23 protein-coding genes and 1 pseudogene are annotated in these 24108 nt (G+C 71.2%); 14 read left to right on the top strand and 10 right to left on the bottom strand.

Features of this window, described 5'->3' with window-relative positions:
* Positions 1-111: 111 nt before the first annotated feature.
* From ACIRD8_RS24875 to ACIRD8_RS24835, 9 genes are all read left to right on the top strand, one after another.
* Entirely contained in the window at positions 112-909 is a 798-nt protein-coding gene (locus ACIRD8_RS24875) for an MHYT domain-containing protein (RefSeq protein ID WP_403995539.1), read from the top strand.
* A 73-nt stretch (positions 910-982) separates the two neighbouring features.
* On the top strand, positions 983-3571 hold the full coding sequence (locus ACIRD8_RS24870) for a nitrate- and nitrite sensing domain-containing protein (RefSeq protein WP_403995536.1): 2589 nt from the start codon (positions 983-985) through the stop codon (positions 3569-3571).
* On the top strand, positions 3568-3996 hold the full coding sequence (locus ACIRD8_RS24865) for a roadblock/LC7 domain-containing protein (protein WP_403995533.1): 429 nt from the start codon (positions 3568-3570) through the stop codon (positions 3994-3996). The genes ACIRD8_RS24870 and ACIRD8_RS24865 overlap by 4 nt, the downstream gene beginning before the upstream one ends.
* A 10-nt stretch (positions 3997-4006) precedes the next feature.
* Complete coding sequence (locus ACIRD8_RS24860; protein WP_403995530.1) at positions 4007-4414, top strand: DUF742 domain-containing protein; 408 nt, start codon at positions 4007-4009, stop codon at positions 4412-4414.
* A 173-nt stretch (positions 4415-4587) separates the two neighbouring features.
* Positions 4588-5223 (top strand): GTP-binding protein, encoded by a 636-nt coding sequence (locus tag ACIRD8_RS24855; protein WP_403995527.1) that lies wholly within the window; start codon positions 4588-4590, stop codon positions 5221-5223.
* Between the two features lie 180 nt (positions 5224-5403).
* Complete coding sequence (locus tag ACIRD8_RS24850) at positions 5404-5814, top strand: roadblock/LC7 domain-containing protein (RefSeq protein ID WP_403995920.1); 411 nt, start codon at positions 5404-5406, stop codon at positions 5812-5814.
* Positions 5815-5920: 106 nt separating this feature from the next.
* Complete coding sequence (locus ACIRD8_RS24845; protein WP_403995524.1) at positions 5921-6889, top strand: DUF6397 family protein; 969 nt, start codon at positions 5921-5923, stop codon at positions 6887-6889.
* 41 nt (positions 6890-6930) lie between these two features.
* Complete coding sequence (locus ACIRD8_RS24840) at positions 6931-7419, top strand: GNAT family N-acetyltransferase (protein WP_403995521.1); 489 nt, start codon at positions 6931-6933, stop codon at positions 7417-7419.
* 203 nt (positions 7420-7622) lie between these two features.
* Entirely contained in the window at positions 7623-8267 is a 645-nt protein-coding gene (locus tag ACIRD8_RS24835; protein ID WP_403995518.1) for an LAETG motif-containing sortase-dependent surface protein, read from the top strand.
* A 159-nt stretch (positions 8268-8426) separates the two neighbouring features.
* On the opposite strand, the gene ACIRD8_RS24830 is transcribed toward ACIRD8_RS24835, so the two are convergent.
* Positions 8427-10520 carry a SpoIIE family protein phosphatase gene (locus tag ACIRD8_RS24830; RefSeq protein WP_403995515.1) on the bottom strand — a complete coding sequence of 698 codons (2094 nt, stop codon included), beginning with the start codon at positions 10518-10520 and terminating at the stop codon, positions 8427-8429.
* A gap of 177 nt (positions 10521-10697) precedes the next feature.
* Between ACIRD8_RS24830 and ACIRD8_RS24825 the strand changes: the two genes are divergently transcribed.
* Positions 10698-11756 (top strand): enoyl-CoA hydratase/isomerase family protein, encoded by a 1059-nt coding sequence (locus ACIRD8_RS24825; protein ID WP_403995511.1) that lies wholly within the window; start codon positions 10698-10700, stop codon positions 11754-11756.
* 83 nt (positions 11757-11839) lie between these two features.
* Here the strand turns inward: ACIRD8_RS24825 and ACIRD8_RS24820 are convergent, their stop codons facing one another.
* The 3 genes from ACIRD8_RS24820 to rhaI all read right to left on the bottom strand — a co-directional run bounded on the left by ACIRD8_RS24820 (position 11840) and on the right by rhaI (position 16685).
* Positions 11840-13321 carry a rhamnulokinase family protein gene (locus tag ACIRD8_RS24820; RefSeq protein WP_403995508.1) on the bottom strand — a complete coding sequence of 494 codons (1482 nt, stop codon included), beginning with the start codon at positions 13319-13321 and terminating at the stop codon, positions 11840-11842.
* Positions 13322-13407: 86 nt separating this feature from the next.
* Positions 13408-15453, bottom strand: coding sequence for a bifunctional aldolase/short-chain dehydrogenase (locus ACIRD8_RS24815; protein WP_403995505.1), 2046 nt, complete (start codon positions 15451-15453; stop codon positions 13408-13410).
* Positions 15454-15518: 65 nt separating this feature from the next.
* A complete protein-coding gene (gene rhaI / locus ACIRD8_RS24810; RefSeq protein ID WP_403995502.1) occupies positions 15519-16685 on the bottom strand; it encodes an L-rhamnose isomerase in 1167 nt (388 codons plus the stop codon).
* Positions 16686-16934: 249 nt separating this feature from the next.
* Here rhaI and ACIRD8_RS24805 point away from each other — a divergent pair, with 249 nt between their 5' ends.
* Entirely contained in the window at positions 16935-17387 is a 453-nt protein-coding gene (locus ACIRD8_RS24805; protein ID WP_403995498.1) for an SRPBCC family protein, read from the top strand.
* A 1-nt stretch (position 17388) separates the two neighbouring features.
* On the opposite strand, the gene ACIRD8_RS24800 is transcribed toward ACIRD8_RS24805, so the two are convergent.
* Both ACIRD8_RS24800 and ACIRD8_RS24795 read right to left on the bottom strand, forming a co-directional pair.
* Positions 17389-17616, bottom strand: a complete 228-nt coding sequence (locus tag ACIRD8_RS24800; RefSeq protein ID WP_403995495.1) for a hypothetical protein — start codon at positions 17614-17616, stop codon at positions 17389-17391.
* An 85-nt stretch (positions 17617-17701) separates the two neighbouring features.
* Positions 17702-18187, bottom strand: a complete 486-nt coding sequence (locus ACIRD8_RS24795) for a hypothetical protein (protein ID WP_403995492.1) — start codon at positions 18185-18187, stop codon at positions 17702-17704.
* A gap of 140 nt (positions 18188-18327) precedes the next feature.
* On the opposite strand from ACIRD8_RS24795, the gene ACIRD8_RS24790 reads away from it, so the two are divergent.
* Positions 18328-19197 carry a pentapeptide repeat-containing protein gene (locus ACIRD8_RS24790; RefSeq protein ID WP_403995489.1) on the top strand — a complete coding sequence of 290 codons (870 nt, stop codon included), beginning with the start codon at positions 18328-18330 and terminating at the stop codon, positions 19195-19197.
* On the opposite strand, the pseudogene ACIRD8_RS24785 reads toward ACIRD8_RS24790, so the two are convergent.
* Both ACIRD8_RS24785 and ACIRD8_RS24780 read right to left on the bottom strand, forming a co-directional pair.
* A pseudogene (locus ACIRD8_RS24785) lies at positions 19184-19799 on the bottom strand (TOPRIM nucleotidyl transferase/hydrolase domain-containing protein). The gene ACIRD8_RS24790 and the pseudogene ACIRD8_RS24785 sit on opposite strands and share 14 nt — an antisense overlap.
* 106 nt (positions 19800-19905) lie before the next feature.
* Positions 19906-20787, bottom strand: a complete 882-nt coding sequence (locus tag ACIRD8_RS24780) for a SigB/SigF/SigG family RNA polymerase sigma factor (protein WP_403995917.1) — start codon at positions 20785-20787, stop codon at positions 19906-19908.
* Positions 20788-21055: 268 nt separating this feature from the next.
* Here ACIRD8_RS24780 and ACIRD8_RS24775 point away from each other — a divergent pair, with 268 nt between their 5' ends.
* Positions 21056-22231, top strand: a complete 1176-nt coding sequence (locus ACIRD8_RS24775) for a PP2C family protein-serine/threonine phosphatase (protein ID WP_403995486.1) — start codon at positions 21056-21058, stop codon at positions 22229-22231.
* Positions 22232-22279: 48 nt separating this feature from the next.
* Here ACIRD8_RS24775 and ACIRD8_RS24770 read toward each other — a convergent pair whose 3' ends face one another.
* Complete coding sequence (locus tag ACIRD8_RS24770; RefSeq protein WP_403995914.1) at positions 22280-22771, bottom strand: MarR family winged helix-turn-helix transcriptional regulator; 492 nt, start codon at positions 22769-22771, stop codon at positions 22280-22282.
* A 314-nt stretch (positions 22772-23085) separates the two neighbouring features.
* Here ACIRD8_RS24770 and ACIRD8_RS24765 point away from each other — a divergent pair, with 314 nt between their 5' ends.
* Positions 23086-23460 (top strand): STAS domain-containing protein, encoded by a 375-nt coding sequence (locus tag ACIRD8_RS24765; RefSeq protein WP_403995483.1) that lies wholly within the window; start codon positions 23086-23088, stop codon positions 23458-23460.
* Between the two features lie 25 nt (positions 23461-23485).
* On the opposite strand, the gene ACIRD8_RS24760 is transcribed toward ACIRD8_RS24765, so the two are convergent.
* Positions 23486-24031 carry an SRPBCC family protein gene (locus ACIRD8_RS24760; protein WP_403995480.1) on the bottom strand — a complete coding sequence of 182 codons (546 nt, stop codon included), beginning with the start codon at positions 24029-24031 and terminating at the stop codon, positions 23486-23488.
* Positions 24032-24108 lie beyond the last annotated feature (77 nt).

The following is a 24108-nucleotide window of genomic DNA, read 5'->3' as shown; positions in this document are numbered from 1 at the left end:
CACACGTTCGAACGCTCCCTGATCGTTCGGGTACATCTCTCTGTCATATTCCAGCACCTTTCGAACCGGGCCCCCGGCAGGTGCCCCGGAGGGGGCTAGCGTCCCGGATCCATGGGACACCTGGACCACGCCACCTTCGGCTGGCTGACACCCGTGCTGTCGTACGCGATGGCAGCGACCGGCGCCGCACTCGGACTCCGCTGCACCGTCCGCGCGCTCGGCACCAGCGGGCGTTCACGCCGCAACTGGCTGCTCACCGCCGCATCCGCCCTCGGCACCGGCATCTGGACGATGCACTTCGTCGCCATGCTCGGTTTCGGCGTCACCGGTACCGACATCCGCTACGACGTGCCGCTCACCCTCCTCAGCCTGCTGGTCGCCATGCTGGTGGTCGGGGCGGGAGTGTTCACCGTCGGCTACGGCCGCGACCGCCCGCGGGCCCTCCTCATCGGCGGCCTCACGACCGGCCTCGGCGTCGCCAGCATGCACTACCTGGGCATGGCCGCACTGCGCCTCCACGGCACCGTCGCCTACGACCCGCTGCGGGTGACGGTCTCCGTCGCGATCGCCGTCGTCGCTGCCACCGCGGCCCTGTGGGCAGCACTCCACATCAAGTCGCCCGGGGCCGTCGCCCTCGCGTCCCTCGTCATGGGTGCCGCGGTGAGCAGCATGCACTACACCGGCATGCTCGCGGTCGGTGTCCGGGTCACACCGTCGGGAGCCGGACTTCCCGGGGCCACGGTGATGCAGTTCATCTTCCCCCTCGCCGTCGGCCTCGGGTCGTACCTCTTCCTCACCTCGGCGTTCGTCGCGCTCTCACCGCCGGCCCGGGACCACACGGCCGGGGCGTCGGCCACGGGCTCCGACGGCGCCTCCGCCGAACGTCCCGCGAAGGCGCCCGCCATCTGACCGCCGGACCCACGAGTTCGCCTGGCGTACACAGCAAACGGGGCACAGAGCTCCCACCCGGAACGAGGAGGCCATGCCCACACCCCGTACGACGACCCCGGACCCAGGCGCACACACCGGCCGGCCCGTGGCACCGCCGCGAGGACGACGCGCGCACGCCGGACCGCCCGCGGACGAACATCCCGAGCGCGGGACCGGACCGTCCTCGCCCGGCGGGTCCGGGCCCGGACGCCGGTCGCTGCGCCCCCGGACCGTACGGGCAAAGATCATTTCGCTGCTGATGGTGCCCGTCGTCTCCCTGCTGGCCCTCTGGGGACTCGCCACCGTCACCACGGCGCAGGACGTGGCACGCCTGCGTGAGGTCCAGCGCGTGGACAGCACGGTGCGGGCCCCGGTCACGGCAGCCGTCGGCGCACTGCAGGACGAACGCACGGCGGCACTGCGCCAGCTGGCCGCCCCCGGAGCCGAGCACGCCTCGGCCCTGCAGCGGCGTGCCAGGCGGACGGACACGGCACTGGAGGCTCTGAGCCTGGGCGACGGACACACCGTCGCCGACGCCGGCGTCCTTCCCGCCGGACCCGCCGCCCGGCTCAGCGCCTTCCTGGACCGGACGCAGCGACTGCGCACCCTGCGCACCGGCCTCCTTAACCCGCCCGAGGGCGGCTCCGCCGCATCCCGGGCCGCCGCGACACGGACCGCGTACACGCAGTACACCGGGACCATCACCGCGGCCTTCGGGGTAACGGGATCCCTGACCGGCGTCCAGGACGCGGAAGCCGGCTCCGAGACCCGCGTCCTGCTCGAACTGGCACGGAGCGGGGAGATGCTCGCCCGCGAGGAGGCCCTGCTGGCGTCGGCCGCACTGACCGGCACGCTCGACGGGGAGCGACTACGCCTGTTCACCGGCGCCGTGGAGACCCGCCGGACACTGGCCGAAGCGGCCGGAGGCGATCTGCCGGCCGCCGGGCCGGCAGCCTGGCGTGACCTCACCGAGCGCGCCGCCCACCGAAGGCTCGTGGCGGCCGAGGACACCGTGCTGGCCGCACCGCCCGGCCGGCGCGCGGCGAAGGCGGTGTCCGCCGCGGCCTGGGAGAGGGACGCGAAGGCCGTACGCACGGAGCTGCGCGCCATCGCGGCGTCGGCCGACGCACGCGCGGCCGACCGCGCCGACCCCTTCACCCGGGCGCTGTTCAGTCCCGCGGGGGCGGCGGTCCTGCTCGGATTCCTTGCCGTCGCAGCCTCGTTGGCGATCTCCGTACGGATCGGCCGCGGGCTCGTCGTCGAACTCATGGGTCTCCGGGACAGCGCGCTGGAGATCGCCCGGCGCAAACTGCCTCACGCCATGCGGCGCCTGCGCACCGGTGAGGAGATCGACGTACGGGCCGAGGCGCCGCCCGGCCGGACGTCGCACGACGAGATCGGCCAGGTGGGGGAGGCCCTGCACACCGTGCACCGCGCGGCCCTCGACGCGGCCGTCGAACGCGCCGAACTCGCCGGGGGAATCTCCGGGGTCTTCGTCAATCTGGCCCGCCGCAGTCAGGTCCTCGTCCACCGTCAGCTCGCGCTCCTCGACGGCATGGAACGCCGTGCCGAGGACCCGGACGAACTCGGGGACCTGTTCCGCCTCGACCACCTCACCACCCGTATGAGACGGCACGCCGAGAGCCTGATCATCATCTCCGGCGCCGCCCCGGGACGCGCCTGGAGGATGCCCGTACCGCTGACCGACGTCGTACGCGCGGCGGTCTCGGAGATCGAGGACTACGCGCGCGTGGAGGTACGGGCACTGCCGGACGCCCGCGTGAAGGGCGCGGCGGTGGCCGACCTCACCCATTTGCTGGCCGAACTCGTCGAGAACGCGGCCCAGTTCTCGCCACCCCACACCAGGGTGCGGATCAGCGGGGAACCCGTGGGCAACGGTTACGCCCTGGAGGTCGAGGACCGTGGTCTCGGCATGGGCAAGGAACTGCTCGACGAGGCCAACCGCCGCATCGAACAGTCCGAGACCCTCGACCTCTTCGACAGCGACCGGCTCGGCCTCTTCGTGGTCAGCAGGCTCTCCGCCCGCCACCACATCAAGGTCCAGCTGCGCACCTCCGCCTACGGGGGCACGACCGCGGTGGTGCTGCTGCCGACCGCGCTGCTCCAGGGCGGGCTCCCGGAAGGCTCGACGGCCGGCCCGGCGGATCCCCCCGGCCGTACGACGACGGTGGCCAGGGACGACGACGGCCCGGGGCACGGTCACAACCCGCACCCGGCCCGCCCGCGGCCCACCGCCTTCTCCGCACCGGTCGCCGTACCCGCCCTGGAGCCGGGTGCGGACCCGGCGGCGCCGACCGGGCACCGGCCGGGGCCGGCCCCGGTGACCGCGCTGCACCGGCGCCCGCGCCCGGCCGACGAGGACGGCGAGCTGCCCCGCCGGGTCCGGCAGGCCAGCCTCGTACCCCAACTGCGTGAACAGCCGCGCCCGGAGGAGGGTGAGCCGTACTCCGGCGGGCCCGTGCCGACGGCCGAGCGCACCCCCGAACAGGCCCGTGACCGCATGACCGCCTACCGCGACGGATGGGTCCGTGGAGGTGGCGCCGCACCGGGGAAGAGCCCCGGCGGCCGCCCCGCCCCCGCATCCCCGTTCCGTCGGCACACCGAAGGAGACCAGAGATGATCGTGAACGAGAGGCCTTCCCGCCGGTCCGGCGAGCTCGACTGGCTGCTGGACGATCTGGTCGCACGGGTCGTCGAGATCCGGTACGCCGTCGTCCTGAGCAACGACGGTCTGGCCGTTGGCGCGTCCCATGCGCTGAGCCGCGAGGACGCGGAGCACCTCGCGGCCGTGGCATCGGGCTTCAACAGTCTGGCGAAGGGCACGGGACGCCACTTCGGCGCCGGGGGCGTACGCCAGACGATGGTCGAGATGGACGATGGCTTCCTGTTCGTCGTCGCCGCCGGGGACGGCTCCTGCCTCACCGTCCTGAGCACGGCGTTCGCGGACATCGGCCTCGTGGCGTACGAGATGGCGCGGCTGGTGAAGCGGGTGGGCGAGCACCTGGCCTCCCCGGTGAGGCTCGCCGGCCCGTCGGCGACAGGCTGAGGACGGGCACGTGCGCACGAGCGAGGACGGAGTGCCGCCGGGCAGCCAGTGGTACGACGCCGAGGCGGGCCCGCTGGTCCGCCCCTACGCCGTCACCGGAGGCCGGACCCAGGCGGCGCCCACCGGGGCCCGGCTCGACCTCATCGCCCTCGTGGCGGCCGACAACGGCGTCGCCGACCCACAGGGCGACGCGCTGCTGGGCCCCGAGCACAGGGCTCTGCTGGCTCTGTGCCGCGACGAGATCCAGTCCGTCGCGGAGCTCGCAGCGGACGCCGATCTGCCGGTAGGGGTGGTGCGGGTGCTTCTCGGAGATCTGCTCGAAGCGGGCTGTGTCCGGGTCAGCAGGCCGGTCCCGCCCGCGCAACTCCCCGACGAACGCATCCTGCGGGAGGTGATCGACGGCCTGCGGGCGCTCTGACGGTTCCGCTAACTGTCGTGTGCACCGCCTACTCAGGACGGATTGCGCCCCCGTCCGAGCATGGAACGAAAGCGTCCGGACACATAAGTCGAATTCCGTGCACCCTCTCCGGCGGCTGCCCCTGATTGCCATGCTGTCGCCCCTACTGATGGCACCGGCGGGAGAAGTGATCGATGTCCTTCGAGCATGTGGACAGCACAGGTGGGGAAGAGGACGGGGACTCCACGGCCCTCGCCCTGAAGATATTGGTCGCCGGCGGATTCGGGGTCGGCAAGACGACGCTCGTCGGTGCGGTGAGCGAGATCCGGCCGCTGCGGACCGAGGAACTCCTCAGTGAGGCCGGAGAACTGGTCGACGACACCGGCGGGGTCGATCAGAAGACCACCACGACGGTCGCCATGGACTTCGGGCGGATCACGATCCGGTCGGGCCTGTCGCTCTATCTCTTCGGCACGCCGGGGCAGGACCGGTTCTGGTTCCTGTGGGACGAATTGTCACAGGGCGCGCTCGGAGCCGTGGTCCTGGCCGACACCCGGCGGCTCGAGGACTGCTTCCCGGCCGTCGACTACTTCGAGCACCGCCGCATCCCCTTCGTCGTCGCCGTCAACTGCTTCACGGGCGCACGGACCTACGCCGAGGACGACGTCTCGCGCGCACTGGATCTGGACCGGGGAACTCCCGTCGTCCTGTGCGACGCGCGTGACCGCGCCTCCGGAAAGGAGGTTCTGATCCGCATGGTCGAGTACGCCGGACGCATGCACACCGCGCGGCTCCTCGACTCGGTCGGCCAGTCCGCCGGACCCGCGTGAGACGAGGGCCGCGGCAAGGCCATCCGTGTCCCACGCAGTGTGCCGGACGCCCGTCGCGGACGGCGGGCGTCCGGTGGCGCGAAGCAACGCCCCCGGAGTGGGGAGGCGCTTGCCCGCAGGGGAGCCGTACGCAAGGCTTGCGCGGGACGTGGGGAACTGATGAACGGGGAGGACGAGCACATGGCGCTGGACCGGGGACTTGACTGGCTCCTTGACGATCTCACCAGCCGGGTGGAGCACATCCAGCACGCGCTGGTGCTGTCGAACGACGGGCTGGTGACCGGGGCCAGTACGAGTCTGGCCCGGGAGGACGCCGAGCACCTGGCGGCGGTCTCGTCCGGGCTGCAGAGCCTGGCCCGGGGATCGGGGCGTCACTTCGGTGCGGGCAGAGCACGCCAGACCATGGTCGAGTTCGACGAGGCGCTGCTCTTCGTGACGGCGGCGGGGGACGGCAGCTGCCTCTGCGTACTGACCGCCGCCGAGGCCGATGTCGGCCAGGTCGCCTACGAGATGACCCTGCTGGTCAACCGGGTGGGCGAACACCTCGGTGTGACGGCCCGGCAGGGAGCCGAGAGTATCGACCACCTCTGACCTGCTGTTTCTGTGCAGACCCAGCAGTTATCCACAGGCTCTGCGAGTAATTCCTCCCCCGGCTACCGTGGTCACACAGAGTATTCGACCACGGGGGAGGACGGTCATGACCGTTACCGCCGCGGCGACGCCCGTGTGCGTGTCCGCGGGACGGGCGGCGCAGGAACTGACCTTGAAGCGCGGCGAATTCGACCTCGCCGTCCATCTGGGGCTGATCGCCGTGGAACCGGCGGCGGCCGGCGGGAGACCGCGGATCCGCCGACAGGAGATCGACCGGCTGCTCGGGCTGCCGGGATTCCCCGGATCGCTCCGGGACCAGGTGCGTACAGCGGGCACGGCGGAAGGTGCCGCGCTCCTCGGAGTCAGGCCCGTGCGCTTCACCGGCCTGGCCCGCATCGGGTGCGTCTCACCGATCGCGTTCTATCTGAACCGCTACCGCGCGGTGGTCTGGCTCTATCTGGTGGACGAGCTCCTCGCCTTCGCCGCGAGGGAACCCGATCTGATCACGGGGAAGAGCCCGGCGGGGATGCGGACCATGCTGGACGCGGGCACCGACTGGCGTGCGCGCAACTGGCGTGGGCGCAGGATCGACAGGCTGCTGAGCCGGGCGGAGGACCCGTGGGCACGCGCGGCACTGCAGGCGTCCGCCCTGGACCCCGTCCAGCTCGCGGAGGTGGTGGAGGACCCCTACGAGCGGGCCTATCTGGCCCGGGTGCAGCCGGATCCCGACTTCGGCCGCCCAGGATCCGTATCCGGCAGGGAAGCCATGGCGCGGCTGAAGCTGGCGGACGATCCGGACGAAATCCTCTGGCGCCGGGTGAATCTGACGCTGGAGCTGGAACACGCACGCGAACTCCGCCCTGCCCCGCGCCCCGGATACCACCCCGCGTCCCGCCCCTCGGCGGGCAGCCGGGCTCCGGACCGGCCGGCGACCGGCCGGCCGGCACCCGTCGGCCCGGTGCCGGCATCCGATCCGACCGGCCCGGCACCCCGCCGGCCTGGTGGAAGGCCGGCGGCTCGGCGAGGGCTGCTCGTCCGGATCGGCCTGCGCAGGGCGGGACGCAGAGATCGTTAAAGCGATTGCGTGCGGCCGTTCGCCCGGGCATCTTGGCCTCCATGCTGATCAGAGAAGCCACCGAAAAGGACTGGCCCGCAATCTGGCCGTTCTTCCACACCATCGTCGCCGCGGGGGAGACCTTCACCTTTCCCCTGGACCTCGGTGAGGACGAGGCCCAGGGCTGGTGGCTCCTCCCGGACCCGGGCCGTACGGTCGTCGCGGTCGACGACGCCGGGGCCGTCCTCGGTACGGCCAAGATGAACAGGAACCACATGGGCAACGGCTCGCACATCGCCAGCGCCAGCTACATGGTCGACCCTGAGCACTCCGGCCGGGGCGTGGGCAGGGCCCTGTGCGCGTACACCGTGGACTGGGCGCGTACGGCGGGATATCGCGCCATGCAGTTCAACGCCGTGGTGGAGACGAACACCCATGCCGTAGCGCTGTACCGCTCCCTCGGTTTCGAGGTCATCGGGACCCTGCCCGAGGGGTTCAACCATCCCGAACAGGGTTATGTGGGGCTCCACATCATGCACAAGCCCCTCTGAATCCACCCTCACAGTCCGCCGGATCCACTGTGAGCACAGTGGCTTCCGGCCATCCTGGAGTGTCCGTCATGTCACAAGTGGCGTTGATCTGGGCATGGTTGGCACATCGCTGAGACAAGGGGCGGGTGCGCCCCCTGGGGCGGGGGGCAGTACTGTGCGCCCCACCGCCATCCCAGCGGTGAACTCATATGGAGGAAGAATCCATGACCATACCCAGGAGATCGTGGCGCGGCGCGGGAGCATTCGCGGCCGCCGCGGTAGTCGGCCTGGCCGGCGGAGTCCTCTCCGCGAGCCCGGCCGCAGCTCACACCCCCACCTGGGCCGTGACCTGCTCCGAAGTGACGCTCAACCTGACGGCCTACTCGGGCAACGCCACCAACGAGGTGACCGTCTCCGTCGTGGGCGGCGACGAGCTGCTTGCCACGACCAAGTTCGGCCGGGAGTTCAGCACGAAGACGCCGCTCCAGCTCCCCGAGCACGACAAGGAGCTGACCGTCCGCCTCGTCGTCAAGGCCGGGGACAACGACAAGTACTCCGTCGACCAGACGAAGACCGCTCCGGTGTGTGAGGACGACACCCCGTCGCCCACCCCGACCGAGGCGACGCCTTCGGAGGCCCCGAGCACGGAGCCGCCGGCCTCGGAGACCCCCGAGCCGAGTGCGACGCCGAGCGAGACCGCCACGGAGGCCGCACCTGCCCCCGCGGAGCCGAGCAGCAGCGCGCCGGACCTGGCCGAGACCGGTTCGTCGTCCGCCACGCCCGTCATCGGCGGAGCCGCTGTCGCGGTTCTCCTCGCCGGCGGCGGCATCCTGTGGTCCGTCCGTAAGCGCCGTACCGCGCAGCACTGACGCGTCCGAGGGACCCGGCACGGCGGTGGTGACACCGGCGCGCCGGGTGGGGGCGCACCGCAGCAACTCCGTTGCGGTGCGCCCCCGCCGCGTTTCCCGGCCCCGGCGGCGGCAGCGGCCACCGCCGGGGCCGCCGGGGCCGGAGTCGCAGTCGGGGGTTCAGGGGACGGGGCCGATCTCGCACCAGACGGCCTTGCCCTCGCCCCGGGGCTCGATGCCCCAGCGTTCGGCGACCGCGTCGAGGAGCAGCAGGCCACGCCCCGAGGTCGACGTCTCGCCCGGGGTGCGGCGCCGCGGCCAGACACTGGAACGGTCCTGCACCGACAGCCTGATGCGGCGGACGGGCTCCGGCAGCACCTCCAGCGTCAGGACCGCCCCGCCCTCCGTATGCAGCAGCACATTGACCAGCAACTCCCCGGTGACCAGCTCCGCGTCGTCCGCCAGACCCGCGAGGTCCCAGTCCGTCAGCGCCTGACGCACGATCGACCGGGCTTCCGACAGCCCTTGCGGATCCGCCTGATGGATGTACTGGTGAAGCCGGGGAGCGCGCGGAGACCCGAGATCCGGGCTGCGCCGCAGGACCAGCAGCGCCACGTCGTCGCCCGAACCCCACCGCTCCCACAACCGGTCCGACAGATGGTCGGCCAGTGCCTCGGCGCCGTCCGGCCCCTCGCTCACCTCGTGGATCAGCGCCGCGACCCCCGCGTCGACATCGGCACCCGGTTCCTCGACCAGGCCGTCGGTGTACAGGACGAGGGTCTCGCCGGGCACCAGATCGAGGCGGGTCTCCGGATACTCCTCGTCCCAGAAGTCGGAGGAGATGCCCAGCGGCAGCCCCCCACGCACCTGAGGGACCCCGACCCGCCCGTCGGTGTGCCTGATCAGCGGCCCGAAATGGCCGGCCCGCACCACGCGCACCGCCCCCGTGGCGAGGTCGACCTGGGCGTACGTCGACGTCGCGAACCGGTCGGTGTCCAGCTCGGCGAGGAAGCGGGAGGCCCGCGCCAGTACGGTCGCCGGGGGGTGTCCCTCGGCGGCGTACGCGCGCAGGGCGATACGCAGCTGCCCCATGATCGCCGCGGCGTGCGTGTCGTGCCCCTGCACATCGCCCACCACGATCCCGATACGGCCCCTGGGCAGCGTGATGACGTCGTACCAGTCGCCGCCGACCTCCCGCCCGCTCCACGCCGCGTGGTAGCGGACCGCGATCTCGCCGCCCTCGATCTCCTGGATCCGTCGCGGCAGCATGGCCGACTGGAGACCGGTGGCGAATTCACGTTCCTCGTCGAAGAGGATCGCCCGCTGCAGGGACTGGGCCACGATGGCGGCCAGTCCCAGGCACAGGATCCTCTCGTCCGCGCTGAACACCGTGCGTTCGCGGTAGAAGAGGGCGAGTCCACCCAGCGAGCGGGCCTGAGCTATCAGCGGCAGGTAGGCGACGGCCTGGAAGTTCAGCTCGCCGATGTGCGGTTCGAGCGCCGGATAGCGCCGGACCAGCGATCCGAGCGAGGTGATGAACCGGGGGCGCCCGCTGAGAATGGTGTCCCCGAGGGGAAGCGTCGCGTCGAGGTGCCCGGAACCCAGACCTTCGAGGACCTCCACCGAGTCACCGCTCAACGCGATGATCTTGAGCGCGGAGTTCTCCACCAGCCCGAGCGCCAGCCCGTCCGCACCGATCCCGACGAGGCCTCCCGGGCCGGTGAGCGCGGCCGTGACGTCGTCCACGGTCACCGCACGTGACATCGCGGCTGTGGTGCGCTCCACGATGCTCGTCTGGCGTCGGCGCCGCTTTTCCAGATCCAGCACGAAGGCCGAATGGGTGACCTCGGCCGTCGCGTCACGCACCACACCGATGACACGGTGTGCCCGGCCGTCCTCGGACCGCAGGATCCGGGCCTGGACGTGCGTCCACTGGCGGGTCCCGTCCTCCAGGGGCACCTGGAAGTGGACGCTGTAGGAGTTGCTCCCCCCGGAGATCGCCTCGTCGACGGTGACGTCGAGGCGCGCGCGGTCCGTCGCGTCCAGCCGTTCCAGCACCGCCCCGGGCCGCGACTCGAAGGTCGTGGGGTCCAGTCCGAAGACCATGAGCCCGGCTTCGTCGATGTCCAGGGTCCGGGCGTCCAGGTCCCACTCGAAGCTGCCGGTGCGGTTCATGGCGAGGCGCTCCGCCGTGCCGGTCTCACCGGCACGGCGCCGGTCGATCCGGAGCCGCGACGCTGCGTCGTCGCCTGCTCGCCGTGAAGAGTCGGTCATGCCTGCTCCGGAGGTCGTCCGGCGGGGCTGCTGGACGTCGCGGCCCGTAGGACTCAATTGTCTGGCCCGCGATGCTGGAGTGCCACAGCGGTTTCACAGGAGACCCGGCGCCGGGCGCCCGCGACGGCCGTCGCAGAATGGCAGCAGAGATCGTCCACGGCTGACCGGAGCGCACACATGAACGACGACGAGCCCGTCCTGCTGCACACCGAGGGCCACGTCCTGCACATCACCCTCAACCGCCCCCGGGCCCTGAACGCGCTCACCCACACCATGGTGCGCGGAATCGACGAGGCGCTCACCCGGGCCGCGGACGACGACGCGGTCACCGCCGTAGTGATCGCCGGAGCCGGCGACCGGGGCCTCTGCGCCGGCGGCGACATCCGGTCGATCTACGAGGACGCCCGTGCGGGCCGACGCGCCTCCGTGGACTTCTGGCGCGACGAGTACCGCCTGAACGCCCGGATCGCCAGGTTCCCCAAGCCGTACGTGGCGCTCATGGACGGCATCGTGATGGGCGGCGGGGTAGGGGTCTCGGCCCATGGCGACGTGCGCGTCGTCACCGAGCGCTCACGCGTCGCGATGCCCGAGACCGGGATCGGGTTCGTTCCCGATGTCGGGGGCACCCACCTGCTGGCCGCCGCACCGGGCGAGCTCGGCACCCATCTCGCACTCACCGGCAGGGCCATCGGGGCGGCCGACGCCGTCCTGTGCGGGCTGGCCGACCACTTCGTCCCGTCGGACCGCCTCGCAGACCTCACCACCGCGCTCGCCCGGAGTGCGGCACCCGCCGAGGTGACGGCCACCGTGCGGCAGTACGCGACCGACGCGCCGGACGGAGAACTGACAGCTCACCGCGCGTGGATCGACCACTGCTACGCCGCCGACACCGTCGAGGAGATCATCGACCGGCTGGTCGACAGCGGAGTGCCCGCCGCCAAGGAGACCGCCGCCGGGCTCCTCACGGCGTCACCCACCGCGCTCAAGGTCACTCTCGCCGCCGTACGCCGGACGGAGCGGCTCGGCAGCCTCGAAGCCGCCCTCGACCAGGAGTTCCGCGTCTCCTGCCGGGCCTTCACCGGACATGACCTGGTGGAGGGCGTACGCGCCCGGATCATCGACAAGGACCGCGCCCCGCGCTGGAGCCCCGCCGAGCTCCGCGATGTCAGCGCCGCGGACGTGGCCGGCCACTTCGAGCCGCTGGGCGACCAGGAACTCGGCCTGGCTGCGATCTGACCCCTCCTGCCCGCCCACCGCCCGGGCAGGAAGCCCCCCCCCGGCCCCACTCGCCCGCGTGCGCAGGGGCCGGGGCGGGCCGCTCACACCCCTGCCGTCAGCCGGTCCGCCGCCCGGTCCCAGGCCCCCGGGTCTCCCTGCGGCGTGTAGTGGCGCAGTTCCTGCGTGCGCGCGACCAGCCTCCGCAGGTCCGTCAGCCCGCCCACCAGCCCGTGCGCCCGCGCCTGGAGCAGCACATTGCCGAGCGCGGTGGCCTCGGCGGGTCCCGCGGTGACCGGCAGGCCCGTCGCGTCCGCGGTCCACTGGCACAGCAGCTCGTTGCGCGAACCCCCGCCCACCAGGTGGACCCGCGTCAGCTCGCGTCCCGCCAGCTCAGCGGCCCGCCGCAGCGTCCTGCGATGGGCCAGGGCCAGACTCTCCAGCACGCACCGCACATATCCGCCGGGGCCGGCCGGCGTCGCCTGCCCGGTCCGGGTGAGAGCGGCGTCGATCCGCGACGGCATGTCTCCGGGTGCCAGGAACACCGGATCATCCGGGTCGATCACGGCGGCGAACGGCCGGGCACGCCCCGCTTCCGCGAGAAGACCCGCGAGACCCGTCGACGTACCGGCGTTCTCCCACGTCCGACGGCACTCCTCCAGCAGCCACATCCCCATGATGTTGCGGAGGTAGCGCACCGTGCCGTCCACACCGCGTTCGTTGGTGAAGTTCGCGGCCCTCGACTCCTCGGTGAGCACCGGAGCGTCCAGTTCGAGGCCGGCCAGCGACCAGGTGCCGCACGACACGTACGCGAATCCCGGCTCGGTCGCGGGGACCGCGGCCACGGCTGACGCGGTGTCGTGCGACGCGACGGTCGTCACCGGCGTGTGCGCGGGCAGCCCGGTGGAGTCGGCCACGTGAGGAAGCAGGGTGCCCGCGTGCTCGCCCGGTTCGCGCAGTGCGGGGAAGAGCGAACGCTCCAGCCCCAGCCGCCCGATCAGCGTGTCCGACCAGCGGCCGGTCCGCGCGTCGAACAGAGCGGTCGTCGACGCGTTGGTCACTTCCGCGCCCACCGACCCCGTCAGCCAGTACACCAGCAGATCGGGCATCAGCAGCACGGTCCGGGCCGCCGGCCACTGAGCCGTCGAACGGTGGGCGGCCAGTTGGAAGACCGTGTTGAACGGCAGATGCTGCAGCCCGCCGACGCCGTACAGCTCCCGCGCGTCGAAACGGGCCAGAACCTCCTCGGCCGCAGGCGTGTTACGCCCGTCGCGGTAGTGGAACGGAAGGCCCAGGAGCGACCCGTCGGAGTCCAGGAGACCGTAGTCCACGGCCCAGGTGTCGATGCCCACCGAGGCCACGGGACCACTGCGCGCCGCCGCCCGCAGGCCGTCGAGCACACCCTGGTACAGAGCGAGTACGTCCCAGTGGAGCCCGTCGGGGAGCCGGACCGGCGTATTGGCGAAGCGGTGCGCCTCGGTCAGTTCCAACTCGCCGCGACCGACCCTGCCGGTGATCACCCGGCCACTGGTGGCGCCCAGGTCCACCGCGGCGAACACCGGGTCGTGCAGTGAAGTCGCAGACATGGAAAGTCTCAATCATCCGATCCGGGCGGAGCCGCGCCCCGGGTGTGTACGGAACAGCGTCCGGGGCGCGGCAGGGCGGCAGTGGGTCAGCGCAGGAACGCCGCCGCCACACCGGCGTCGACCGGAATGTGGAGGCCGGTGGTGTGGGTGAGGTCGCCGCCCGTCAGCGCGAAGACGGCGTTGGCGACGTGCTCCGGGAGCACCTCGCGCTTGAGGATCGTGCGCTGGGCGTAGAACTCGCCCAGCTTCTCCTCCTCGATGCCGTACGTCGCTGCACGCTGGGCCCCCCAGCCCGCCGCGAAGATCCCGGACCCCCGCACCACCCCGTCCGGGTTGACCCCGTTGACCCGGATGCCGTGCTCGCCGAGCTCCGCCGCCAGCAGGCGCACCTGGTGCGCCTGGTCGGCCTTCGTGGCGGAGTACGCGATGTTGTTCGGGCCCGCGAACACGGCGTTCTTGGAGGTGATGTAGACGATGTCGCCGCCGAGGTTCTGGGCCCGCATCACCCGCGCCGCCTCGCGGGACACCAGGAACGAACCGCGCGCCATGATGTCGTGCTGCAGGTCCCAGTCCCGGGCCGTGGTCTCCAGCAGCGGCTTGGAGATGGAGATCCCGGCGTTGTTCACGACCAGGTCCACACCGCCGAAGGCGAGCGCGGCGGCCTCGAACGCGGCGGCGATCTGCTCCTCGGACGTGACGTCGACGGTCACCGCGACGGCCTTGTCCGGACCGCCGAGCTCCTCGGCGACGGCCGCCGCGTTCACGGCGTCCAGGTCCGCGACGACGACACAGGCCCCCTCCGCGACGAGCCGGTGCGCGATGGCCTTGCCGATCCCCGACCCCGCTCCGGTGACGAACGCGACCCGCGTGGCCAGCGCCTTCGGCTTCGGCATCCGGCGGAGCTTGGCCTCCTCCAGGTCCCAGTACTCGATGCGGAACTTCTCGGACTCCTCGATCGGCGCGTAAGTGGAGACGGCCTCGGCGCCCCGCATCACATTGACGGCGTTGAGGTAGAACTCCCCGGCGACACGGGCTGTCTGCTTGTCCTTGCCGAACGAGAACATGCCGACCCCGGGCACCAGCACGATCGCCGGGTCCGCTCCGCGCATCGCGGGCGAGCCGGACACCGCATGGCGCTCGTAGTACGCCCGGTACGCCTCCCGGTACTCGCCGTGGAGCACCCCGAGCCGGGCCACCGCCTCCTCCAGCGGTGCGTCGGCGGGCAGATCGAGGACCAGTGGACTGACCTTCGTACGGAGGAAGTGGTCCGGACAGGACGTGCCGAGAGCGGCGAGACGGGGGTGCTCCGCACGTGAGAGGAAGTCCAGCACGGGCGCCGCGTCGGTGAAGTGCCCCACCTGGGGGCGGTCCGTGGACGCCAGGCCACGGATCACCGGAGCGAGCGCCGAGGCCCGCTCCCGGCGCGCCACTTCGTCCAGGGCCTCCCGGCCGGGGAGCACGGGGCCGAACGGCTCGGCTCTGCCGTGCTCATCGAGGAACGTCTCCGCGGTGCGGATCATCCAGAGGGCGTTGCGCTCACATTCCTCGGACGTGTCGCCCCAAGCCGTGATGCCGTGACCGCCCAGGACGACACCGACGGCCTGCGGATTGGCCTCCTTGACGGCCGCGATGTCGAGACCCAGTTGGAAGCCGGGCCGGCGCCAGCCCACCCACGCGACCCTGTCACCGAAGCACTCGGCGGTCAGCTTCTCGCCGTCGGCCGCACACGCCAGCGCGATTCCGGAGTCCGGATGCAGATGGTCGACGTGCGCGGCCTCGACCAGAGCGTGCATCGCGGTGTCGATCGACGGGGCGGCGCCCCCCTTGCCGTGCAGGCAGTAGTCGAACGCCGGGACCATCTCGTCCTCCCGCTCCACCCCCGGGTACACGTCCTTGAGCGCTCGCACGCGGTCCAGCCGGAGCACGGCGAGGCCCGCCTCGGTCAGCGTGCCGAGGTCGCCGCCCGAGCCCTTGACCCAGAGCAGTTCGGCCTCGCCACCGGTGACCGGGTCGGTCTCCGTCGCCTTGGCCGAGGCGTTGCCCCCGGCGTAGTTGGTGTTGCGGGGGTCGGAGCCGATCCGGTGGGCGCGCTCCAGGAGCGCGGCGACCTCGGCGTGCGTCGCGGACGTCATGAGGGTTCCTTCACGAAGAGGGTCGGGCGGGTGCGGCTGGACGTACGCGGGCGGGGGAGCGGGGCTCAGGCGCCCCAGCCCGCCTGTTCTCCGCCGACGCGGTCGGCGGCGATGCGCTCCTGGTTTCCGGAGGCGAGGTAGGCCGCGAACGGATCGCGTGCCAGGCCGAGCTCTTCCCGTACCTCGGCGAGCAGCGGCCGCACGTCCGTGTTGAACGCGTCCATCAGCACTCCGTTGGAGGCGAGGACATCACCGGAGCGCTGCGCTCCGGCCAGCGCCTCGGCGTCGATCAGCAGTGCTTTCGCGGTCGCTTCCTGGACATTGGTGACCGAGCGGATGACTGCCGGGATCTTGGCCTCGATGTTGTGGCACTGGTCGAGCATGAAGTTGACGTTGGTCGCGGTCTCCAGGCCGCCGTTCTTGACCACCTCGTGCATGATCCGGAACAGCTGGAACGGGTCGGCGGCGCCTGCCATCAGGTCGTCGTCCGCGTAGAAGCGGGAGTTGAAGTCGAAGGCGCCGAGCTTTCCCTCGCGCAGCAGGAACGCCACGATGAACTCGATGTTGGTGCCCGGTGCGTGATGGCCGGTGTCGACGACGACCTGGGCCTTCGGCCCGAGTTTGAGGCAGTGGGCGTACGAGGTGCCCCAGTCGGGGACGTCCGTGGTGTAGAAGGCGGGCTCGAAGAGCTTGTACTCCAGCAGCATCCGCTGTTCGTCGCCGAGCCGCTCGTAGACCTCGGCCAGCGCCTCGGCCAGGCGGTCCTGGCGGCCCGCGATGTCGTCCTGGCCCGGGTAGTTGGTGCCGTCCGAGAACCAGAGTTTCAGGTCGGGCGAGCCGGTGGCGTCCATGATGTCGACGCATTCGAGCAGATGGTCGGTGGCCTTGCGGCGGACCTTCGGGTCCGGGTGGGTGACGGAGCCCAGCTTGAAGTCGTCGTCCTGGAAGACATTGGAGTTGATCGCACCGATCCGCAGGCCGAGCCCTTCGGCATACCGGGTCAGCGCCGCGTAGTCCTCCACCCTGTCCCAGGGGATGTGCAGCGACACCTTCGGGGCCACCCCGGTGAAGGCGTGCACCTGCGCCGCGTCCGCCAGCTTCTCGAACGGGTCGCGCGGGACACCGGGCTGGGCGAAGACCTTGAACCGGGTCCCGGAGTTGCCGTAACCCCAGGAGGGCGTCTCGATGATCTGAGACTTCAGAGCTGACTTGACGGCCGACACATCAGACATGAACACCTCGTAAGCAGAGTCATCCGGCGACCTGTCAGGATCGGGATGTGAATCGTTTCATCCAGGCGTACGCTAGGTATGGGCACTGCTGCTAGTCAAGCGGCTAGTCAAGTTTCTTCTTGATTTGAATCAATTCATCGCGTGCGGAGCCCTGCCCGTCCCGGCACCATGCAGTCCGCTCGACGAGCCGTTCCGCCGCGACCGGCCGACACTGGGTGCGCTGACCTCAAGAGCCGACTGGAGAACGCCATGGAGAAGGTCTTCGAGAGCTACATCCGCACCACTCCCGAACGCCTCTGGGAGGCGATCACCGATCCCGACATCAGGAGCAAGTACAACTTCGGCGCCCGCGTCATCTCGGACTGGACCCAGGGCTCACGCTTCGAGATGGGCGCCCCCGGTGCTCCCGGCTCACTCGGCGAGGGCCTGAATCTTGAGGTCGACCCGCCGCGCAGGCTCGTCCAGAGCATGGTTGCGCTCTGGAGCGACGAGGCGCGGAGCGAGGGCCCGACCAGGGTCACCTGGGAGATCGAGCCCGTCGGCGACTCCTGCCGGCTGACCGTAACCCAAGACGAGCTCCGCGAGGGCGCCAGTGAGGATCTGTACGGCGGTTGGCCGATGATCCTGTCCGGTCTGAAGACCTGGCTGGAGACGGGGGAGATTCTCACCACCCCCGGCTCCCTCCTGTACGGCAGCGGGTGAGTCAGCGCCCGGAACCCGTCAGGCTCGGCCGGAGCTCGCGTACGAGCGCGAAGAGCCGGTCCTCGTTGCCCGCGAGGCCCGCGCTCCGCAGAGCCGCGTCTGCCTCCTCGATCGGCGAGGCGAGCAGCGGCATGTACACAGGGGCATCGGCCGGGTCGGCGAGCGCGGCGCGCGTGGCCGCCAGCAGACGGATGTACGCCTGGGCCGCAGTGATTTCTGCTTCGTGCATCTCAGCATCTCCCGGTCAGAGGTGTCGGACCGTCAAGCATCCCTCATGGGTCTGACAACGCCCTCGCAACCGCTGCCGAGCGGCCTCATGGCCGGGCCGCGGGCGAGGGCTCGACCTCCAGGAACCGGCGCCGCCGCGGCCCGCGGTACAGCAGGGCCGTCCACCCCAGCCGCCGCAGCACCGCGGCACACCCGGCCAGCGCCTCTTCCTCCTCGTGCGCCGCTCCACTGCCCGGAGGTCCGGCCCACTCGACCCGCACCGAGCCGGACGCCTCGCCCTCGCACACGCGGTAGCCCGTGGCGATGCGCTCCCCGGACGGGCCGACCGCCGACGCGGGTATGCCGGCGGCCTCCAGGGCCAACGCCACGGCCCGCAGCGGCCGGTGCAACTCCCAGGGGGCGGGCGCACCTTCGGGATCCACGCGCCCCGCACGGGTCAGCCGCCGGATCTGGAGCATCCCCTCGAAGGCGGTCCGCACCTCCCCGGCACGCGCGTCCGAACCCCCGTGCACCGCGGGGCCGTCGCCGGCCGCGGGCTCGAATCCCCTCTTCTCTTCTTGCGACGCGCCCATGCGGTGTCCCCTCTGCGGTGCCGAGCCCTGTCGCCAAGTGTGCAACGCCCCACCGACAGAGGCCGCCGGACGCAGCGCCGACGTATGCCCGGACGCCCCCGTAAGCTGGACGGAGACTGCGCACCGGAGGAACCACGCACGTGCCCGACGACGACCCGCCCGCCGTACCCGTCACCGGACGCACCGCCCTGCGCGCCGACTGCGCGAACTGTTTCGGGCTCTGCTGCGTCGCGCTGACGCTGACCAAGTCGGCGGACTTCGCGATCAACAAGGACGCGGGGACCCCCTGCCGCAATCTGGCGGACGACTTCCGCTGCGGCATACACACCCGGCTGCGGCCCGAGGGCTTCTCCGGCTGCACCGTGTACGACTGCTTCGGCGCGGGCCAGAAGGTCTCCCAGGAGACCTACGCCGGCCGGGACTGGCGGGCCGCCGCGGACACCGCCCAGCAGATGTTCCAGGTCTTCCCGGTGATGAGGCAGCTCCACGAACTGCTCTGGTACCTGACCGAAGCCCTTACGCTACCGGCCGCCACGAGCCTGTACGCCGAACTCCGCGACGCCCTCGACACCACCGAAAGCCTCACCCACCTGCCCGCCGGGGAGCTCGCGGAGCTGGACGTGTCCGCACACCGGGACAGGACCGCCGCCCTGCTGCTCCGGGCCGGGGAGCTCGAACGCGCCACGGTCGCCCGGCGCGGGAAGCGCAGCCGACGAGGTGCCGACCTCATCGGAGCCCGGCTCGGAGGCGCCGATCTGCGCGGAGCCGAACTCCGAGGGGCGTACCTCATCGCGGCCGACCTGCGCGGAGCCGATCTGCGCCGGGCGGAGCTCATCGGCGCCGACTTCCGTGACGCAGACCTGTCCGACGCCGACCTCACCGGCGCCCTCTTCCTCACCCAGGCCCAGCTCAACGCGGCGAAGGGCAACGCCGCCACGAAGCTGCCGGACTCCCTGACCCGGCCTCCGCACTGGCCGGACGGCGGGCGGAAGCCGGTCACAGGCCGGTGACGAGGTCGTCCAGCGGGGCCGGTACCTCTCCCGGGCCGAGCGCCTCCACCAGGAGACGGCCGTAACGGATCTTGCGGCCCTTCTTCGTGCCGAGGAAACGCCGCAACTGCTGCTGCCGGGGCCGACCGTGCTGCGCGGGCTGTTGGCGGAACGTCTGCCAGGCCCGGAGGTCGCCCTCGGCGCCGATGACCTCCTCGACCCTCTCCGTGCCCAGCGCGGACCAGTTCGTCCTCCAGGTCCGCCACGCACACGAAGAAGCCCTGCTGCGGCGCCCGGGCCCGCTGCAGCCCGCGGTCGTAGAAGCCCTGTTCGCCCTCGTCGCACAGGCCCCTCAGGCGCAGACCGAGGCCGGGCGGCCCGAGAAGACCGGCGTAGCGGCCGATGCCCATGGCCCCGCCCATCGGTACGACGCACACCCCTTCGGCGGCGAGGTCCAGGCCCCGCCGTGCGGCCAGTGCCTCGAACGCCGCGAGGTCACTCGGCCCCTCCAGCAGAACCGCCGTCCGCAGCCTCAGCCGATCAGCCAGGCCGGCCGCCGGTTCGCCGGGACCGCCGGCCGCCCAGCGGCTGACCGCGTCCTGGAATGCGCGCATGTCCGTCATGGAGAGTGAGTCTGCCTGTCCACCGGCGGTCACGGCGCCCGATTTTCGCTCGCGTGGTGGCCGGTGAGCTCCAGGGCGTGCTCAGGACCGGGGCGTCCTGGAGGGGTCAGGCCAGCATTCCTGCGCGGAGCTTGCCCAGTGTGCGTGTGAGCAGGCGGGAGACGTGCATCTGGGAGACGTCGAGTTCGGCGCCTATCTGTGACTGCGTCATCTCCTGGCCGAAGCGCATCTCGATGATGCGGCGCTCGCGCTCGTCGAGGTCCCCGAGGAGCGGGGCCAGGGCGTGCAGGTTCTCCACCGTCTCCATGGCCGCGTCCGGCTCGCCCAGGATGTCGGCGAAGGTGCGGGTCGCCGAGCCCGTGGTCTCGCTGCCGTCGGTCGGAAGGTCCAGGGACCCCGCGGTGTAGCCGTTCGACGCGATGACGCCCTCGATGACCTCGTCCTCGGTGAGGTCCAGGTGGTCGGCCAGTTCCTTGACCGTCGGGTCGCGGTCCAGGCGTGTGGCGAGTTCGTCCTTCGCCTTGGCCAGGTCGACGCGGAGTTCCTGCAGACGCCGGGGGACGTGGACGGCCCAGGTCGTGTCCCGGAAGAAGCGCTTGATCTCGCCGACGATGTAGGGGACGGCGAAGGTGGCGAACTCGACCTCACGGGAGAGCTCGAACCGGTCGATGGCCTTGATCAGACCGATCGTTCCGACCTGGGTGATGTCCTCCATGTCACCACTGCCGCGGTTGCGGAAGCGGCGCGCGGCGAACCTGACCAGGGAGATGTTCATCTCGATGAGGGTGTTGCGCGCGTACTGGTACTCGTGCGTGCCCTCCTCCAGAACCTGCAACTGCTCGAAGAACAGCGTCGACAGAGCGCGGGCGTCCTTGGGCGCCACCTTGCCCGCGTCCTCGATCCAGGGCAGCTCACCGATGCGCCCCGGTGCAGCCTCCGCAGCTGTCGCCCCGTCAGCCGGTACGGTCCCGGCAGTCTGTTCAGCAATCACTGTGTGTTCCCACCCTCCCTGGTGCTGAGCGCGCTTCGTGACCAGCCCCTGCCCCGCCCCCGGATGCCCATGCGTGATGACACGATTTTTCTTGCTGTGTGGAAACAGTTGTCTCTGGACATCGTAAGATGGGCACACCGGCCACCGGTGCGACCTTTCGGGCGCGCCGTGCTGGATCGGGCACAGGACCCGTACGCTGGAGGCCGACGGCCGGGGCCCACGGACGGCCCGGGTTTTGGCGCAGCACGACGAGAAACAGGATCACGTGGACAGATTCGCTGCCGTCGAGCGGGAGCTGCGTAAAGCCGCACCCCATCTGCTCCTCGACGTCGTCACGGCGGCTCTGCGGGAGCAGTACGGCGTACAGAGCGTGGAGTTGCGGCTCGCCGACTACGGCATGACCGCACTCCAGGTGGTGGCCGAGGTGCCGCTCGCCGAACCGGTGCACATCCATGACAGCCCGCAAGGGCGCGCCTTCGGATCCCAGGAGCCGTACGTCGAGTCCGGCGCCACGCAGGGGCCGGCCACCGCGCACCTTCCGGTGACCGTCCGGGGGGACCGGCTCGGCGTCCTCACCGTCGTGGCACCCGAGAGCAGTTGCTCCGCGGCGGGCCTCGCCGAGATGCAGCAGATCTGCGAAGCGCTCGGCCACGAGATCCTGGTCGCCGAACGGGACACCGACCTCTACCTCCTCGCCCGCCGCGCCACACGGCTGACCCTGGCCGCGGAGATGCAGTGGCAGCTGCTGCCCGGCCGCTCCGTGTCCCGCCCCGAATTCTCTCTGGGTGCCCACCTGGAGCCCGCGTACGCGATCTTCGGTGACAACTTCGACTGGTCCGTCTCGGCCCATCACCTCACGCTCACCGTCACCAACGGCATGGGTGAGGGGATGGAGGCGGCCCTGCTGACGAACCTCGTCGTCAACGCGCTGCGCAACGCCCGGCGGGCGGGCCTCGACCTCCCCGGCCAGGCCAGCCTCGCCGACCAGGCCGTCTACGCCCAGCACCGCGGCGCGCTGCACGCATCGGTCCTGCTGCTGCGCTTCGATCTGGCCTCGGGCGAAGTGGAGGCCGTGGACGCGGGATCCCCCCGCATGTGGCGGCTGAGGGGAGGCGGCGTCGATTCCGTCGACTTCGACGCGCAGCTTCCGCTGGGCATGTTCGAAGAGACGGAGTACGTCGCGGAGCGCCTCCGGGTCGAACCGGGCGACCGGCTGCTGATCGGCAGCGACGGTGTCTACGACACCGCGTCGGAGGCCGGGGAGCTCTACGGGCAGCGCGCCCTCGCGCGGTCGCTGTCCGCTCACCGCTTCCTGCCGTCCGGGCAGGTTCCGCTGGCGGTGCTCCGGGATCTGCGGGACTACCGGGGCCCCGCACCGCTGGACGACGATGCCCTGGTGGTCTGCCTGGACTGGTTCGGGCGGCAGTCCTCCACCGGGTGACGTGTCAGCCTCAGCGGTGACAGGGGGCGGAAGGCCGGTCGACCGGGCTCACCCGGTCGACCGCAAGGGTCTCGCGCCGCCGCTGTCCTGCCCGGCAGCCGCGTTACGGAAGGCCCTGAGCCCTTCGAGGAGCGAGCGCCGCGCCTTGGCCGGCATGGCGTCGATGGTGGACATCAGCACCTCCTCCCTGCGCGTACGCAGGTCGACGAGGTACGCCTTGCCGTGGCTGGTCAGGCGGAGCTCCAGTTCCCGGCGGCTCACCGGGCTGGGGGCACGCTCCACGAACCCCGTGGCCTGCAGGCGGTCGCACAGCCTGCTGACCGAGGGGGACGCCGATCCCAGGGCCTCGGCGAGCATCCGCAGGTTGATGCCCTCCTCGCGGTCCAGCGTGTACAGCACGCGAAGCTGGGAGGGGGAGACCGGGCCCGTCGGCACGGCCTCACGGCCGTGCTCCCAGAGGACTTCGAGGAGTTCGACGAACTCGGAACCCTCGCGGGCCGCATCCCGGGACCGGTGGTCGGGTTCGGGGTTCAGGCCCATGTTGATGACACTCCGATCCGGCATCGCTTCACTCGTCCGTCTGGCCACCGGACCGAGCGAACGAGCCGGGCATTCGATGTGCTCGTATGGAAAGCCAGGACAAAGGTTCCGGGACACACGCGTGGCCCCGGATATCGTACCCCTGTCTGCAGCAGGCGTCCGAGGTCACAGTCGGCACACAGGTAAGTTTCCCCATGGCAACAGTTGTCATAGGGTAAGGTTTCGCAGTTGACATCCGATGTGTGATCTTCCAGCGGGCCCCCGCCGCACCCGCCGCGACGGCGACCCGCTCCAGGCCTGGAGCACTGACACCCATGACCCACAGCCAGACCCTCGAGCTCACCGTCCGGCACCCGGCGGAAGGCGTCGCCGTCCTCACCGTCGCCGGAGAGATCGATGTGGACAGCGCTCCCGCCCTGCGGAGCAAGGCCCTGCAACTGATAAGAGAGGGCAGACCCCACCTGGTCCTGGACCTGGCACCCGTGGAGTTCTGCGACTCCTCCGGCCTCAACACGATGATCGGCATCCTGCGGTACGCGAAGGACCGGCACGGGTCCCTCTGCCTGGCCGCCGCACCGTCACACGTCACGAGGCTGCTCGACATCACGGGCGTCGGCGTCCTCATGCCCGTGGTCCCCACCACGGCCGAAGCCCTGACCCGCATCGTGATGCCCGGCGGCACCCCTTAGGAGCGGGCAGCCCTGGCCCCCGGCCTCACTTCTGGTGAGGGCCGTCCGCCGTGCCGTCGGCCTCTTCGCGGTCTTCCTTCTCCAGCGCGGCCTTGAGGCGCTCCAGTGTCGTACGGATGTTTCCGCGCTGGAACTCAGCGAAGGTGTGGCCGCGCGTCGCGACCCGGTCGAAGGCATTGGCGAGGAAGTCGGGCCACGCCCGCCGGTTGTCGGTCCAGGTCTCCGTGACCCGGGTGGAACCCCCGACCGACTCGAAGCGGTACTCCCACAGGGCGATGGCACCGGGCAGCCGAGGTCGCCGCACCCCGATCGCGTGCACACGGAAGGCGAACCGCTCTCCGGGGTCGGCGGCCGTCACCGTGCACCTGGTCGTCCAGCGGAAGGAACCACGCTTGTTGCGTCCGTCGAAGACCATGCCGACATGGGCTGTCCGGCGCTCCCCGAGTATCCGCGCACCCCGGTTCTCCGGGCTCCAGCGGCCCATCGCCGTAGGGTCGCTCAGCTGTTCGTACACGGCCGACGGTGCCGCCCGGATCAGGATGCTGTCGGATACGGACATGGTGCGGGGCATGAGAGGTACTCCTTGTCCTCGGCCGGCCCGGGCAGCTCACGTAAGCCGGACGGATCATCCGCGAACGCTCGGCGGTA

It is taken from the genome of Streptomyces sp. NPDC102451 (assembly GCF_044765485.1).
Taxonomy (GTDB): Bacteria; Actinomycetota; Actinomycetes; order Streptomycetales; family Streptomycetaceae; genus Streptomyces.
The sequence above is the reverse complement of the archived record's forward strand: the minus strand, read 5'-3'. Positions and strand labels throughout refer to the sequence as shown.